This is a genomic window from Pseudomonas sp. C 49-2 (genome assembly GCF_003970195.1).
Classification (GTDB): domain Bacteria; phylum Pseudomonadota; class Gammaproteobacteria; order Pseudomonadales; family Pseudomonadaceae; genus Aquipseudomonas; species Aquipseudomonas canadensis.
In genome coordinates this window covers 90,549-104,881 of sequence record NZ_RXYG01000004.1, presented here as the reverse complement: position 1 = coordinate 104,881, position 14,333 = coordinate 90,549, and the positions used below count along the sequence as shown (strand labels likewise).

At 62.0% G+C, this 14,333-nt stretch carries 10 protein-coding genes; 6 read left to right on the top strand and 4 right to left on the bottom strand.

Annotated features, from left to right (window positions below; all coding sequences use genetic code 11):
* Positions 1–266: 266 nt before the first annotated feature.
* The 5 genes from glnH to EJ576_RS09385 are packed head-to-tail and all read left to right on the top strand — an operon-like array spanning position 267 to position 4,433.
* Positions 267–1,010 (top strand): glutamine ABC transporter substrate-binding protein GlnH, encoded by a 744-nt coding sequence (glnH, locus tag EJ576_RS09405; protein ID WP_027605668.1) that lies wholly within the window; start codon positions 267–269, stop codon positions 1,008–1,010.
* Positions 1,011–1,040: 30 nt separating this feature from the next.
* The gene (gene glnP, locus EJ576_RS09400) at positions 1,041–1,697 is read left to right on the top strand and encodes a glutamine ABC transporter permease GlnP (RefSeq protein WP_027605667.1); all 657 of its coding nucleotides are present in this window, start codon (positions 1,041–1,043) and stop codon (positions 1,695–1,697) included.
* Complete coding sequence (glnQ, locus tag EJ576_RS09395) at positions 1,694–2,416, top strand: glutamine ABC transporter ATP-binding protein GlnQ (protein WP_027605666.1); 723 nt, start codon at positions 1,694–1,696, stop codon at positions 2,414–2,416. The genes glnP and glnQ overlap by 4 nt, the downstream gene beginning before the upstream one ends.
* A 9-nt stretch (positions 2,417–2,425) precedes the next feature.
* Positions 2,426–3,487 (top strand): C45 family peptidase, encoded by a 1,062-nt coding sequence (locus tag EJ576_RS09390; RefSeq protein ID WP_126570183.1) that lies wholly within the window; start codon positions 2,426–2,428, stop codon positions 3,485–3,487.
* A gap of 40 nt (positions 3,488–3,527) precedes the next feature.
* Complete coding sequence (locus tag EJ576_RS09385; RefSeq protein ID WP_126570181.1) at positions 3,528–4,433, top strand: MurR/RpiR family transcriptional regulator; 906 nt, start codon at positions 3,528–3,530, stop codon at positions 4,431–4,433.
* Positions 4,434–4,773: 340 nt separating this feature from the next.
* Here EJ576_RS09385 and EJ576_RS09380 read toward each other — a convergent pair whose 3' ends face one another.
* Positions 4,774–5,763, bottom strand: a complete 990-nt coding sequence (locus EJ576_RS09380) for an AraC family transcriptional regulator (RefSeq protein WP_073859997.1) — start codon at positions 5,761–5,763, stop codon at positions 4,774–4,776.
* A gap of 232 nt (positions 5,764–5,995) precedes the next feature.
* Between EJ576_RS09380 and EJ576_RS09375 the strand changes: the two genes are divergently transcribed.
* Complete coding sequence (locus tag EJ576_RS09375) at positions 5,996–8,047, top strand: TonB-dependent receptor (RefSeq protein ID WP_126570179.1); 2,052 nt, start codon at positions 5,996–5,998, stop codon at positions 8,045–8,047.
* Between the two features lie 84 nt (positions 8,048–8,131).
* Here the strand turns inward: EJ576_RS09375 and EJ576_RS09370 are convergent, their stop codons facing one another.
* The 3 genes from EJ576_RS09370 to EJ576_RS09360 are packed head-to-tail and all read right to left on the bottom strand — an operon-like array spanning position 8,132 to position 14,247.
* Positions 8,132–10,279 carry a TonB-dependent receptor gene (locus tag EJ576_RS09370; protein ID WP_126570178.1) on the bottom strand — a complete coding sequence of 716 codons (2,148 nt, stop codon included), beginning with the start codon at positions 10,277–10,279 and terminating at the stop codon, positions 8,132–8,134.
* 33 nt (positions 10,280–10,312) lie between these two features.
* Positions 10,313–13,366, bottom strand: coding sequence for a hypothetical protein (locus tag EJ576_RS09365; RefSeq protein WP_126570176.1), 3,054 nt, complete (start codon positions 13,364–13,366; stop codon positions 10,313–10,315).
* Positions 13,363–14,247 carry an ABC transporter ATP-binding protein gene (locus EJ576_RS09360; RefSeq protein ID WP_126570173.1) on the bottom strand — a complete coding sequence of 295 codons (885 nt, stop codon included), beginning with the start codon at positions 14,245–14,247 and terminating at the stop codon, positions 13,363–13,365. Before EJ576_RS09360 ends, EJ576_RS09365 begins: the two co-directional genes overlap by 4 nt.
* Between the last annotated feature and the right edge of the window lie 86 nt (positions 14,248–14,333).

Below are 14,333 nucleotides of genomic sequence, written 5' to 3'. Positions count from 1 at the left end.
AACGCTATAAAACCCAGCATTTACTGGATATAACCAACCTATGGGACTGAATCTCGACAAGCAAAATATAGTTGCATGCAAATTAAATGCATGTATATTTTGCGAAAGAGCAAATGTTTCGTGCGCCTCCTTTCTCGGGTGGCTAGCCGGGCCAACAATAAAAAAATGGAGTGGGTCGTGATGCATCACTCAAAAATTAAACTGCCGCTATCCCCACCGTCCCAGGCTTGCTCTGGGGCTTGTATCCCCCTGAAGAGAAAACACGCATGAAGAACTTTCTGAAGGCCTCACTGGCGGTAATGGCACTGCTCACCACCTCAAGTTCGTTCGCGGCCGGCAAGGAATTGCTGGTGGCCACCGATACGGCATTCGTGCCTTTCGAGTTCAAGCAAGGCAACGAATACGTGGGGTTCGATATCGACCTGTGGGCGGCGATTGCGAAAGAAATGGGCGTGACCTACCAGCTCAAACCCATGGATTTCAATGGCATCATCCCTGCCCTGCAAACCCGCAATGTCGACGTGGCGTTGGCCGGTATCACCATCAAGGAAGAGCGCAAGCAAGCCATCGACTTTTCCGATGGCTACTACGACAGCGGCTTTCTCTTAATGGTCAAGAGCGACAACGACACGATCAAGGGTGAAGCAGATATCGCCGGCAAGACCCTGGCGGTGAAAAGCGGTACGTCGGCGGCGGATTATGCCAAGGCCAACCTGAAGGCCAGCGACCTGCGTCAGTTCCCCAATATCGACAATGCCTACCTTGAATTGCGCACTGGCCGTGTCGATGCCGCCATGCACGATACGCCGAACGTCCTGTACTACATCAAGACCGCCGGCGAAGGCCAGGTAAAAGCGGTCGGCCAGCAGATGCTTGCCCAGCAGTACGGCATCGGTTTCCCAAAAGGCAGCGAACTGCGTGAACCGGTCAACGCCGCGCTGAAAAAGATCCGTGAAAACGGTACCTATGCGCAGATCTACCGCAAATGGTTCGGCACTGACCCGAAATAACTTCCGCCCTTCATCAATAGAGAATTCAGCATGCATTTCCAATGGAGCGCCATTTGGGATGCGCTGCCGGTACTGCTCGAAGGCGCCAAGCTGACCTTGTGGATTTCGATCCTGGGTCTGATCGGTGGCGCCGTTATCGGCGTGGTCGCGGGCTTTGCCCGCGCCTACGGCGGTTTTTTCAGCAGCCGCGCAGCACTTGTGTTCATTGAACTGATTCGTGGCACCCCGATCATGGTGCAGGTGATGTTCATCTACTTTGCCCTGCCCATGATGGTTCCGGTGCGCATCGACCCTTTCACCGCAGCCGTCGTGACCATCATGCTCAACTCCGGCGCCTACATCGCCGAGATCACCCGTGGTGCCGTGCTGTCGATCCATCGTGGCTTTCGCGAAGCGGGACTGGCGCTGGGCTTGTCCAGGCGCGACACGCTGCGCTACGTCATCGCCCCCCTGGCGTTTCGACGCATGATCCCGGCGCTGGGCAACCAGTGGATCGTCAGCATCAAGGATACGTCGTTGTTCATTGTCATCGGCGTCGCCGAACTGACGCGCCAGGGCCAGGAAGTCATCGCCGGTAATTTCCGCGCCATGGAGATCTGGTCTGCAGTTGCCGTCATCTATCTGATCATTACCCTGGTGCTGAGCTATGTGCTGCGGCGCATGGAATCGAGGCTGAAAATCCTATGATTGAGTTCAAAGGTGTTTCCAAGCACTTCGGCAGCACCCAAGTGTTGCACGACATCAACCTCAAGATCGCCAGCGGTGAAGTGGTGGTGATCATTGGCCCTTCGGGTTCTGGAAAGTCGACGCTGCTGCGCTGCATCAACAAACTGGAGGAAGTCACCGACGGCCAACTGATGGTCGATGGCCTGGAGGTCAATAACCCGAAGGTCGACGAACGCCTGATTCGCCAGGAAGCGGGCATGGTGTTCCAGCAGTTCCATCTGTTCCCACAGATGACCGCGCTGCAGAACGTCGCTTTCGGCCCGGTGCGCGTGCGCGGCGCCAGCCGCCAGGAGGCGGAGAAACTCGCCGCCGAACTCCTGGCCAAAGTTGGCCTGGCCGACCGCGCCGATCATTACCCTTCAGAGCTGTCGGGCGGCCAGCAGCAACGCGTGGCGATCGCCCGGGCGCTGGCAGTAAAGCCCAAGTTGATGCTGTTCGACGAGCCGACTTCCGCCCTCGACCCGGAGTTGCGCCATGAGGTGCTGACCGTCATGAAGTCGCTGGCGGATGAGGGCATGACGATGGTCATCGTCACCCACGAAGTGGACTTCGCCCGCAAGGTCGCCACGCGCCTGATCTTCATCGACAAGGGTCGCATCGCCGAGGACGGTGCACCCGCCGAACTGATCGCCAACCCACCCAGTGCCCGCCTGCGGGAATTCCTGCAACACGTATCCTGAGGAGATGCCATGACACTACCCTCTATTCATCTTGATGGAAGTGCTTACGCCATTGGTCACGGGCTGGGCGTATTCGGTCGGGACGCCGTGCTTGCGCATCTGCGCCCTCTTGCACTCTGGCAATACTTGGCCTTGCAGGCGCAAACCCCGACGGCGTTGCAGATGCGTCAACAGGTGCAAACCGAGTTCCCCCGTTACTGGCAGGAAATCGAAGGACTGGCCGACGGATTGCAACTGCCGCTTGACGAAGTGTTCATGTGGAATTGCCGAGGTGACTATGTGCATGAACAGAGCGTGGATGGCTGCACGACAGTGTTCGGCCCAACCCGCGCCGGTACGCTGATCGCCCATAACGAAGACGGCCTGCCGCAACTCAAGGGCCACTGCGCGCTCTTGCACGCCACGCCCGAATCGGGCCTGGCGTTCAGCAGTTTTATCTATCCAGGGTCCTTGCCCGGGCACACGCTGGCAATCAATGAGCGCGGCCTGGTGGCGACCGTCAACAACATTCGCCCGGCGCGCATTCCCGCTGGCATTCCTCGACAGATCCTGGCGCGCGCGACCCTCGACGCCGGCAGTATCGACGAGGCGATTGCCGTGGTGACCCGCACTGATCGCGCCGGGGCGTTTCACCACACGTTCGGCCAGGTAGGGAGCGCCCGAGTCGTCAGTGTCGAGGCCAGCGCCGAGGGCAGCAATGTCAGTGAAATCCAATGGCCGGCGGGGCATTCAAACCACCTGGTGTCGCTGTCGTTGAGCCAGGTAAAACAGCGCATCACCGCCAGCTCAGGTGCCCGACAGCAGTGTATCGACCAGCGCCTGCAACAGCTTCCTAGCGACCTGGACGCTAACGTAGCGCTGAGTATCCTGCGCGACACTTCGGGGGAGGACCTGCCTGTCTACCGCTGCGCAGCGGATGATTCGGACAACGAAAACACCCTGGCAACCGGTGTTTTTCTGATCAGCGCCAACACTGTAGAGTGGCGTGTTTATACGCAACCGAACCCTGACCAGCCCGATGCTGAAGGTGTGGTCCACCGCTCATTGATCGACGCTTGCTCAGGTCGTTGAGGGTGGAGCGCAGGTGCTCACTGAATAATGGATACCGTTAATGAATAAAGCCCCGGCAGCACTTCCCGACACGTTGGACGGCCTCAAGCAACTGCTCGCGTCCATCGAGCGGCGTGAAGTCGATATCGCGTTGGGCAGCAGCTCCAGGCGCGTGCTTATGGCGCTGATCGAATCCCCCCAACGCACGGCAGTGTGTTCGATCAGCGAGCTGGCACAGCAACTGGATGTCAACGCCTCGACCCTGTCCCGGCTGGCGCAACGGCTGGGTTATGGCGGCTTCAGCAAATTGCAGGATGTGTTTCGCCGAGAAATTACCGAGGGTAAGCACTTCTATAGTGATCAGGCCTCACGGCTGGTCATCAATCATGAAGACAAGGACATCCTCAATCAGCTGACGCGCCTGGGCCGCCAGGAAAGCGCCAACATCGCCAGCATGATCGAGCAGGTCGATCCCGATGTGTTTGTACAGACGGTGGAACTGCTGGCCAGTGCCCGCCGGGTTCGGATCCATGGCATGCGCCAGTTCAATTCACTGGCGCTGTTCATGTCCTACGGCCTGGGGATGTTGCGCCCGGATGTGGCGGCCCTGGACTCCAGTCGCCAAGGTGTGGCGGATGCCCTCGCGCAACTGGACAAGGGTGACGTACTGGTGGTGTCCAGCTGCTTTCCCTACACACCCAGCGTCCTGGCCACGGCCGAGGTCGCCGCTCGCCATGGGATCAAAGTTATCGCACTGACCGACTCTGCCAGCTCGCCACTGGCGAAGGTGGCCTTGCACAGCTTCTATGTCCCCAATCACAGCTTGTTCTTCAGCAACAGCATGTGTGCCTTTATGTTGCTGGCACAGGGCTTGTTAAGCGCGGTTGCCAGCAAGCTCGGTGAGCTGTCGATATCCGCTTTGAAGTACAGGGAAACCCTAATCGACGAACTTAACGCGTCACTGTAAGGGTCATCTCAATGAGCTTTCGAGTCTTATTCATGCTGGCAGTAGCATTACTCGCTGCGGACATACTGATAAATCTCGTTTACTCATGAAAACGGAAAGCAGGCGATTGCCATACTGGAGTCCGTTAGAAATTTCCGTTCGCGATTGCTCGCGCACCCGTGTCGCCTAGGGGCAAAAGAGGGGGCAAAAACAAGCTTTATCGACCTGAAAAAGCCGTCCTAGAGACCTGTCAAAATGTTCTTCGGGGACCCCGATAGCCTCTAGTGAATGCTTGACTTCAGCTCCATGCCGCATCCGCCCGTGCGTCAAACGAAATCAGAGCGCTTAGGCACACCTTCGTTTACGACGCATTAATACCCAGTGATTTGCTCCTCCCGCCATTCTTGAGCGTCGACGGGTTGATTCCGAACTGCTTACGAAACGCTGTCGCAAAATGACTGGCATTGGCGTAGCCCAGGTCCGAGGCGATGCGCATCACGGAGTCATCACCGCTCATCAAGCGGCTGCGTGCCTGGATCATGCGTGCTTGCTGGAATACGCCATAGACACTGTTGAAGAACAGTTGCCGAAACCCGCGTGTCAGTTTGGGTTGGCTCAACCCGGACTCACGCGCCAACTCAGACAGGCTCGGTGCCTTGCCCAGGTCTTCAAGCAGACGCTCACGGGCACGCACCAGCCGTTGGCGATCGGTGTTACTGACGCGGCAGGTACACTCGGCGTCCTGGCGTACTTCCAGGAACAAGCTCACCAGCGTAACGCTCTGCCCGTAAAGCCACAGACTGCTGCGCGGCTGGGCCGGGGGCAATCCGGCACCCTGGTCCATGGCGGTGCCGAGCAGGTGCGCAGTCGCGCTCATTTCGCCACTGCGATGGCCATCGAGAAAGCAATGGTCACAGGCCAATGCTTTGTTCAGCAGTGGGTCGAGTTTCAGCTCCCACTGCTCAAGCACTTCAGGACGAATCATCACAGTGATGTTATCGATTTCGCCGTGCTGGTGATAAAGACCGTGGCGGCAACGACCAAAGCTGATGCTGCCGGCGCCCTCGTCAATCGCATAGCGCCGTTGCCGACGCCCCTCTTGAAAGCTGCACGAGGCCTTGCCCTTGAGCAGGTTGGTGAAACTGAAATGGATGCAATCGCTGTCGTCCTGCAAGGGCAACTCGATCGGCTGTTCGAACGTGCTTTGCCACCGCACGATGTCCAGCCCGTCCTGCAGCGACACGCGGGTGACGCGACAGTGCGCCCCTGGCCCGAGGTCGCTTCCATATCCTCCCGTAATGATTCGCGAGACCGGCATCGGCTCCCCTGCGCCTCCTTGAACGGCTGACATCGTAAATCTCCTGGCTGACCGGATACGGCTCGAATCAGATCACATCGGGGTAGATGTGCGCAATTGATAATTATTAGCATCTGGCGCGCTGCAAAGGCTCCGCCAAATCGCCGCTGCCACCTCGCAACGCGCGCCGATCAGAATCCTCAGTCAAGGTCCCATCATGTCTGCACGATGCAACACGACGGCTACCCGCCAATCTTGCTATAAACGTAATACTATAACAATAGCCATGAGTTTCACACTGGCCAATTCGGCGCTCGCCGCCGCCGCCGAGCCCGTGCAACTGCCGGCCTCGACGGTGACTGCGCGCATGGAGCAGGAAGACCCGAAGGAAGTGCCGATCAGCCTCAGCGTGATCAGCGGCGAGCAACTGCGCACCCAGCGCCTCGACACGCTGGAAAGCGCGCTGCGCAACACGTCCGGCGTGAGCGTCAACTCCTCCGGAGGCCCGAATGACTTCAACGTGCTGATCCGTGGCGTCGGCTCGCTGTACCAGATGTCGATGGATGACAGCTCAGTGGCGTTCAATATCGATGGCGTTCCAGTGTCGTCGCGCAGCCTCGGTTTCGGCACCCTCGACGTCGAGCGCATTGAAGTGCTCAAGGGGCCTCAGGGCACGTTGTCCGGTGCGATTGGCCAGGCGGGCGCGGTGAATATCACCACGCGCCAACCTACCCGCGAACTTGAGGGTTATGTGCGTGGCGAAGTCGGCCAGGAAGGCCAGTTCCTCACCGAAGGCGCCATCGGCGGGCCGATCAGCGACAGCCTCAGCGGTCGCCTGGCTGTGCGTCGTGCCGGTTATGACAACTGGATCGACAACGACCAGACTAATCACCCCATCACCAAGCCGCGTAACGAAGCCTACCGAGGCAGCCTGCTCTGGGACCTTAACGATGACACCCATGTGTTGGTCAGCGCCGAACGCCAGAAAACCGAGCGCGCCACCAACTCGCTGGTGTTGCGCCCCTACGGCAGCGACCCCAGCCTGGACCTGACGCCAGGCCTGTTCGACGACAACTACAAGACCACCGAGCGCTATACGCTCAAGGTTGATCACGACTTCGCCAACAGCCGCCTGACCTCCACCACCGCCACGTCCACCGCCGACTTCGAAGGCCTGATCGCCTACGACAGCAAACTCATGGGCGCCCTGTACGGAACCCCTAGCGAATTCTGGGTGGTGGACAAATCCTTCGAGCGCAGCTGGAGCCAGGACCTGCACCTGAGCTCGCTGCCCGACTCCGACGTGTTCTGGGTGGCAGGCCTCGCCGCCAGCCGCAACGAGCGCAGCTACGACACGCCACGCAACACCTACGGCACCTCCGGCGCCAAATACCGTGACTTCACCACCACTACCTACGCCGGCTACGGCGAAGTCACCTTCCCCCTCACCGAGCGCCTTAAACTCACCACCGGCTATCGCCACTCCTGGGACCGCAAGACCTACGACGGTCAGTACTTCTCTGGCAGCAGTGCGGTGCAAGACTCCCGCAAGCTGACCGACGACTATGGCACCGGCCGCGTCGCCCTGAGCTACGCCCTCACGCCGCAAACCAACGTCTACGTGCAACTCGCGCGGGGCTATAAATCCGGTGGTTTCAATGACTATGCCTCGCAGGTCACCGACAGCGAACCCTACAAGGCCGCTGTCAGCAAAGCCGCGGAACTGGGCTTCAAGAGTGAAACCGAAGACCGTCGCGGTAGCCTCAACGGTGCGCTGTTCTTCACCCGGGTACACGACGATCACCTGCTCGGCTACGACGCAGCAACCTTCGCCACCAATGCCTTCAACGCCGACACCCGCACCCGTGGTGCCGAATTGGAAGGCAGCTGGCGCTTCGATTACGGCCTGACCCTGGCCGCCAGCGCCACCTACCTCGATGCCAAGATCACCAGCGGCGTGCAAGGCATCCAGGCCGGTGACGTCGCTGCCGGCAACCGCACCCCGGATGTTCCGCGCTGGAGCGGCAACTTCAACGCCAGCTGGAAACACCCACTAGGCACCTTCGCCAGCCTCGGTGAAACCACCCTCAACACCAGCCTGAACTATCGCTTGGTGGGCGAGCGCGCAGCCGACCCGCAAAACCACTTCAACCTGGACAACTACGAGAAACTCGACCTGCGCGCGGGCCTCGACAGCAAATACGGCGAAGTCTATGCCTTCGCCGACAACCTGCTGAACCAGACTTACGACACCTACGGTTTCTACAGTGACCCGGTGGCCTACGGTGCACCGGCACGCCGCCGTACCTTGGGCGTAGGCTACACCTATCAGTTCTGACCCGCCCCCGTCGCCGGCAAGCCGGCTCCTACACCAATGGCAACCTGTAGGAGCCAGCCCGCCGGCGATGGCCACAACTGGGGCTCAGAACTGGTAGCTATACCCCACGCCTGCCGAACGCCCGCGTCCCGGCATGCCGGTCAGCACCTGGTCGGTGGAGTACGAACCGTACAGGTCGTAGCGTGCATCCAGCAGGTTGTCGCCCCACAGGTAGATCTCTGAGCCGCCACTCTCCAGGCCCAGGTGCAGGTCCAGCTTGGCGTAGCCCTTGAGGTCGTAGTGGTTCTGCGGGTCGGCCGGACGGTTTTTCTGTACGCGGTAATTGAGCAAGGTGTTCAGGCGTGGCGCCGGCAACCCGAGCAAGGCCCCCAGGTTCTTTTGCCAGGCGACGCTGAAGTTGCCGCTCCACAGCGGCACATCCGGCACGCGACTGCCCGCCGCCACGTCACCGCCGGACACACCCGGCGCATCCGACGTCACCACCGCATTGGTGTAGCTCACGGCACTGCCCAAGGTCAGTTCATCGGTGACGTGCCAGGTGGTCGACAGCTCAGCGCCCTTGCTGCGGGTGTCGGCATTCACTGCGCTGACCGCCAGGGTGTTGAAGTCGTAGCCCAGCAGGTGGTCGTCCTGCACGCGCGTGATGAACAACGCCCCTTCCAGGCTCAGGTCGCCCCCGGCACTTTCATGTTTGAAGCCCAGTTCGGCGGAATTCACCTTGGCGGCCTTGTAGGGCTCGCTGTCCTTGATCGACGTGGCGTAGTCGTTGAACCCCGCCGACTTATAGCCCCGTGACAGCACCGCATACACATTAGTCTGCGGCGTCAGCGCGTAGCTCAGCGCCACGCGTCCGGTGCTGTAGTTGTCCTGCAAACGCCGGCTGTCGCTGACCTGCGCGCCGCCACTGGAATAATCGGCACCATAGGTCTTGCGGTCCCAGGTGTGGCGCAGGCCGGTGGTGAGTTTCCAGTCTTCGGCAATCGGGTACGTCACCTCACCATAGGCCGCGTAGCTGTTGATGCTGAAGTCGCGCAACTGTTGCGCGCCATTGGTGAAGTTGTTGGAATCGAAACTGCGTTCGGAGCGCGACAGGTTGAGCCCCGTCACCCAAAACACATCGGCATCCGCCAGTGATCCCAGACGCAGGTCCTGACTCCACACGCGCTCATGGGCCGAGTCTTCGATCAGGTATTCGAACGGGGAACCGTACAACGCCCGCGTGATGTTGCGATCGTAGCCTTTGACGGCATTGAAGTCGGTGCTGGTATAGGCGCTGATCGAGGTGATGCGCGACTGCGCCAGGTCGTGATTGAGTTCGAAGGAGTAACGCTCGTTGGTCTTCTGGTTGCCATCAAAGGTACCTGGCGTGTAGTCCAGGCTCGGGCGATTGCCAAACGGACGCAGCAGTTCCAGGCCCGCATAATGCTCGGCGCGCTGGCGCTCGGCGGTCAAAAGGCCGGTGGTGCCCTGGTCGTTGTCCCACAGCAGGCTGCCGCGCAGAGCGAGGTCCCGGGGTTTGGTCAGCGGGTCGCCGTCCTGTTGGTCATCGACCCAGTTATCAAAGCCGCTGCGACGCACCGCGATACGCCCGGCCAGCGAGTCGGTCAACGGCCCGCCCACGGCGCCTTCCGTCATGAACTGGCCTTGGTTGCCCACTTCGCCACGCACATACCCCTCCAGCACGCGCGTCGGTTTGCGGGTGGTGACGTTGATCGCGCCCGCCTCGCTGTTGCGCCCCAGCAATGTGCCCTGCGGGCCCTTGAGCACCTCCACCTGCTGCACGTCGAGCGTCGCCAGCGCCGCATTGCGCACTGACATTGGCACGCCGTCCACATTCAACACCACCGAACCGTCATCCATGCTCATCTGGTTCAGTGACCCGACACCACGGATACGCACATTGGCGTCATTGGCGCCGCCCCAGGAGTTCACATCCACCCCCGGCGTGGTGCGCAGCGCGTCTTCCAGGGTGCGCAGGCGCCGAGTCTCGAGGGTTTGCCCATCGATCACCGAGAGACCAAAGGGAATGTCCTTGGCACTCTCCTGGCTCAAGCGCGCGCTGACCGTCAGCGGTGCCAGTTCGATGGCCTCCGCAGGGGCCTGCGGCTGATAGTCAGCGGCATAGGCCGTGCACATCTGGCTGGACAAGCCCAGCGCCATGGCCTGGGTCAAGACGTTGGCCCGCCAGCCGAGGGGGCGGCGCAGCGGTTGGATTAACAGTGCAGATGACATGACAACGCTCCAAAAGGCAGGGATGGTTCAAATTCATTGCGCAGGGCCCCAGCGCTCAAGCGCAGCGGCAATCGCGTCAGGATCAGGCGCGCCCAACAAGGGCTGGATCGCAGCCGGCCATCCCTGGCCGTTTCGGATGGCGGCGGTCATTGCCGTCAGTTGTTCGGGGCTTTGTTCAGCGGTCCATGCCAGACTCGCCAGGGCTGCATAAGTGGCGGCCCAGCCATGCTCGCGGGCATCAGCCAGGGTGCCGACGGGTTCGCCGTCATTGCCCAGCGCGCGGGTCAGGTCATCGGCCATGAGTTTCACCAGTGCCGCGCGCGCCTCAGGACCGTCTACATCCGCCACACACAGCAAGCCGATCGCGCCCGCCACGCCCTGGCTCAACCACAGGTAACCCGGCACCTGCCGCAGGTCGCTGGCGTCAATCAACACCCGGCGGGCAAGCAGTTCGGCAATATGCGCACGGCGTGCCGAACGCCCGACGCCGGTCGCGGCCACGTCCCAATCCGGCGATTGGGCGAGCAACAGCTGACCGTGGCTCAAGCGGCTGTCGCCCATGCCGGTCGGCCACTGGCTCACGCCCTCCACCACCGGGCGACTGCCCAGGCGTCGCGCCACACAGGTGCTCATCAGGTCCAGGTCTTCGCGCACTTCAACAGCCGTTTGCTGGCGGCTGGCATCCGCCTTAGCCTGCAAGCTGTAGGCAAAATCCAAGGGCGCCGCGCTGTGACCGTTGAAGTCCTGTCCATCAATCTCAACGTGCCATTGCCAGTCGCCCGCCGGCGCGATGGCCTCCACGGCGACGGCGGAACCTGCCGCCAAGGTGGGTACGTCGGCTGCCAAACCGACCTCGCTGCGTTGCACCGGCGCACGCAGCAGCCGCTCGCTGTCCAGCCCCAGGCGCGGCATAACGCGGCGCGCTTGCAGCCACACACCGTGCGGCCCCAACCAGAACGCTTCGCCTTCCGACGGCCAGCCGTTGGCGCTGACCGTCCAGTTCAACTCCACAGTGCAGGCGTTCGTCGCACAAGGTGCCAGGGGAACGCGCAGGTGTTCGGTGGCCTGTTCGAACGTGACCGGTTGCCCCATCACGCACACCGCCGTCACCTGCAAACCTGGCGGCAACTCGGCGTCCAATTGGCTGGCCACCACGGCGTCCAGCGTCCACTGACCCTCAACCTGACGCGCAGCGGAATCCACGCGCAGTTGCACGCGCCCGCCCGCCACCTGCCAGGCCGTTGCGCCGGGCAGCCAGCGCTGTTCCCAGGCGGCGCGTTCAACACGCTCCTCGGCCACCGATTGGTAGTCGCCCTGCTCCACCAGGTGATGGTGCAAAGCCACGCCACTGCCCAGCAGACCCAAGGCGCCCAGGACCAACACGGCGAGCGGCAACGGCTGGCCCACGTCAGCGAAACGGCGGCGCTCGGGACCGCGAGGCAATACCAGTGCGGCCACGCCGACCATCACCGCGCAACCTGCGAGTTTCCAGCCTGCCAGGGTGCCGAGATACGGTAACCAGGGCGCCCAGCCGGCGAGTTGCGACAACGCCACATGCGCCGGTATCCCCATCGCATAGGCGGGGTAGCTGACCAGCCCCAATTCGTGGTTGAGCACCAGGAAAAACGTCAGCAGCATCGACGTGGCGTACGCGAGCCCCGAGCGGCGAATCAACGCGTGCACCAGCACCGTCAGCGCGGCCAGTTCCAGCAGCGGCGGCGCGAACACCAGCGCTTGGTAGACCAGTACAAAGCCCGGCGCCAGGCTGTCGGGCGCAGCGATGGCGCTGATCAGCAGGCTGGCAATGCCTGGCACCAGCGCCAAGGTCAGGGTCGCCAACAACACACAGGCCGTACGGCCGAACAATCGCAGCCAGGTCGGTGCGGGGGTCGCCTGCAACATCGCCCCGAGGCCTTCGACGTCATCACGCCGACACACCAAGCCCACCAGCGCCGCGATAATAAAGGCAATCACCAGGAACAACGCGCTCGACAACAGCGGCAGGGTCAGATCCGCCCGTGGCACCATCGGCCCGCGCGCATGCCACACGCCGTGGACAAAACCACTGAGCACGCCCATCACCAGCAGCAAGCCGAGCGCCACCCACCAGATCCGCCGTGCAAACAACTGGCGTACCTGCCAGCGCGCTTCATGCCACAAGGCGTGCGTCCAACGACTGGCCGTCAAAGGACCCGGCAATTGCACGTCACGGCTGCGCAGCATCGGCGGTTCCGTCAGCACCGCACCGCTGCGCCTGCCCATCAGGCCCTGGCGCGTGGTGCGCGCCAACACCACGGCCAGCACCAGCAGCGGCAACACACACCACAACGCGCGGTTGAGCCAGAACCCCGGCGTCAGCGCCAACAGCGACTGCGACTTCTGCGCGGTGCTCCAGGTTTCGACCTGGGCCTGGGCAAAGGTAAATAGCGACGGGTCCAGGCTGGCCGCCAACAGCGGGTTGATATGCCCGCCCTTGAGTACGACCACTGCAAACATCCACAGCAGCATCAATACCGTCGCCAGGGCAAAGGGCGCAGCCAGGCCACGGCTGCGCAACGCCAGCAGGTAATACAACGCACCGATTCCAGTGCTCACCGGCAACAGCAAGGCGACCCAGGCAAAGGCCAACGCCGACCAGACCGGCGCACCGATACTGGCCGCTGGTACCCAGCCGAGCCAGCCCAATACCGGGCTGACCAGGAAGCCGATAATCAACGCACTGGCGAGCAACCCACCCACCAGCGCCGCGCCGATAAAACGCCCCCACAGCAGCGCCGGCAGCGACAGCGGCAAGGCCAGCAGCACCTCTTCCAACTGCGCCTTGCGGTCGCGCAGGGCCGGCTGCGCAAACACCCAGGCCCAGGCAAAAAACAGGAAGAACATGCAACCGCACGACATCAGGTAAATCAGGCTGGGTGCATTGCGGGCGATGTCGCTGGCGCCCATTTTCTGCACGTAGTCGGCATTCGTCAGGGACATCAGCAGGTAGCCGGTGAGGCCGAGAAACACCAACAAGGGAATGCCACTGCGCAGCCCGGCACGGACTTCCACCCAGGCTTCACGCAACAGCAAGGCGACGGTATTCATGCGTCCACCGCCTCGCCGGCCTGGGCCAGCGCCAGGTAATAGATATCCTCCAGACGCGGCGCGTGGGGGCTGAAACGCGGGTCTGCCGGACGCTCGCCGTGCACGATCACGCGACTGCCTTGTGGGCTGGCGGCCACATGCAATGCTTCGGGCAACGATTCACCACGGCTGAACGGCGCTTCCCACAAGCGGCCCTGTTCGGCAGCGAGCAAGTCGGCCGGGCGACCTTCGACAATAATCTGCCCGTCGGCCAACACCGCCAGGCGGCTGCACAGGTTCTCGACGTCTTCGACGATATGGGTCGAGAGCAGCACGATGGATTCGGCGGCGACATCCGCCAGCACCCGATGAAAACGGTTGCGTTCGGCCGGGTCTAGGCCCGCCGTGGGCTCATCGACGATCACTAAGCGCGGCGAACCCACCAGCGCCATGGCGATACCGAACCTGCGCAACATGCCGCCCGAATAGGTCGCCAACGCACGGTGGGCCGCCTGCTGCAAGTTGACCTTATCCAGCAGGGCCTCGATTTCCTCGCGGCGCTGGCGGTTGTCGGTACGGCCCTTGAGCCAGGCGAACCGGTCGAGCAAATCCCGCGCACTCACGCCGGGGTACGCGCCCAGTTGCTGCGGCAGGTAACCCAGGCGGCGACGCAGATGATCGGGGCCGCGCAGAACGTCCACGCCGTCCAGGTGAATGCTGCCGGCGTCCGGCAGTTGCAGGGTCGCCAGGGTGCGCATCAGGCTGCTCTTGCCGGCGCCGTTGGGACCGAGCAAGCCATACATTCCGGGGCCAACACTCAGGTCCACGCCGCGCAGCGCTTCGACGCCATTCTTGTAGCGCTTGCGCAGGCCGCGCACTTGTAAACCCGAATCGACAGACATCCGCAACTCCATGAAGAGGCCCTGCAAGAGGGCGGCGAGCGACGGTAGTCAAGGCCGTGGGCCGGGCTCTACCCGATTCAAGTCAT

What these genes read in the sequence shown, in the direction of transcription:
- glnH (WP_027605668.1), top strand. Translation starts at nt 267, where the DNA reads ATGAAGAACTTTCTGAAGGCCTCACTGGCGGTAATGGCACTGCTCACC.
- EJ576_RS09380 (WP_073859997.1), bottom strand. Translation starts at nt 5,763, where the DNA reads ATGTCAGCCGTTCAAGGAGGCGCAGGGGAGCCGATGCCGGTCTCGCGA.
- EJ576_RS09370 (WP_126570178.1), bottom strand. Translation starts at nt 10,279, where the DNA reads ATGTCATCTGCACTGTTAATCCAACCGCTGCGCCGCCCCCTCGGCTGG.
- EJ576_RS09385 (WP_126570181.1), top strand. Translation starts at nt 3,528, where the DNA reads ATGAATAAAGCCCCGGCAGCACTTCCCGACACGTTGGACGGCCTCAAG.
- glnP (WP_027605667.1), top strand. Translation starts at nt 1,041, where the DNA reads ATGCATTTCCAATGGAGCGCCATTTGGGATGCGCTGCCGGTACTGCTC.
- EJ576_RS09375 (WP_126570179.1), top strand. Translation starts at nt 5,996, where the DNA reads ATGAGTTTCACACTGGCCAATTCGGCGCTCGCCGCCGCCGCCGAGCCC.
- EJ576_RS09360 (WP_126570173.1), bottom strand. Translation starts at nt 14,247, where the DNA reads ATGTCTGTCGATTCGGGTTTACAAGTGCGCGGCCTGCGCAAGCGCTAC.
- EJ576_RS09365 (WP_126570176.1), bottom strand. Translation starts at nt 13,366, where the DNA reads ATGAATACCGTCGCCTTGCTGTTGCGTGAAGCCTGGGTGGAAGTCCGT.
- glnQ (WP_027605666.1), top strand. Translation starts at nt 1,694, where the DNA reads ATGATTGAGTTCAAAGGTGTTTCCAAGCACTTCGGCAGCACCCAAGTG.
- EJ576_RS09390 (WP_126570183.1), top strand. Translation starts at nt 2,426, where the DNA reads ATGACACTACCCTCTATTCATCTTGATGGAAGTGCTTACGCCATTGGT.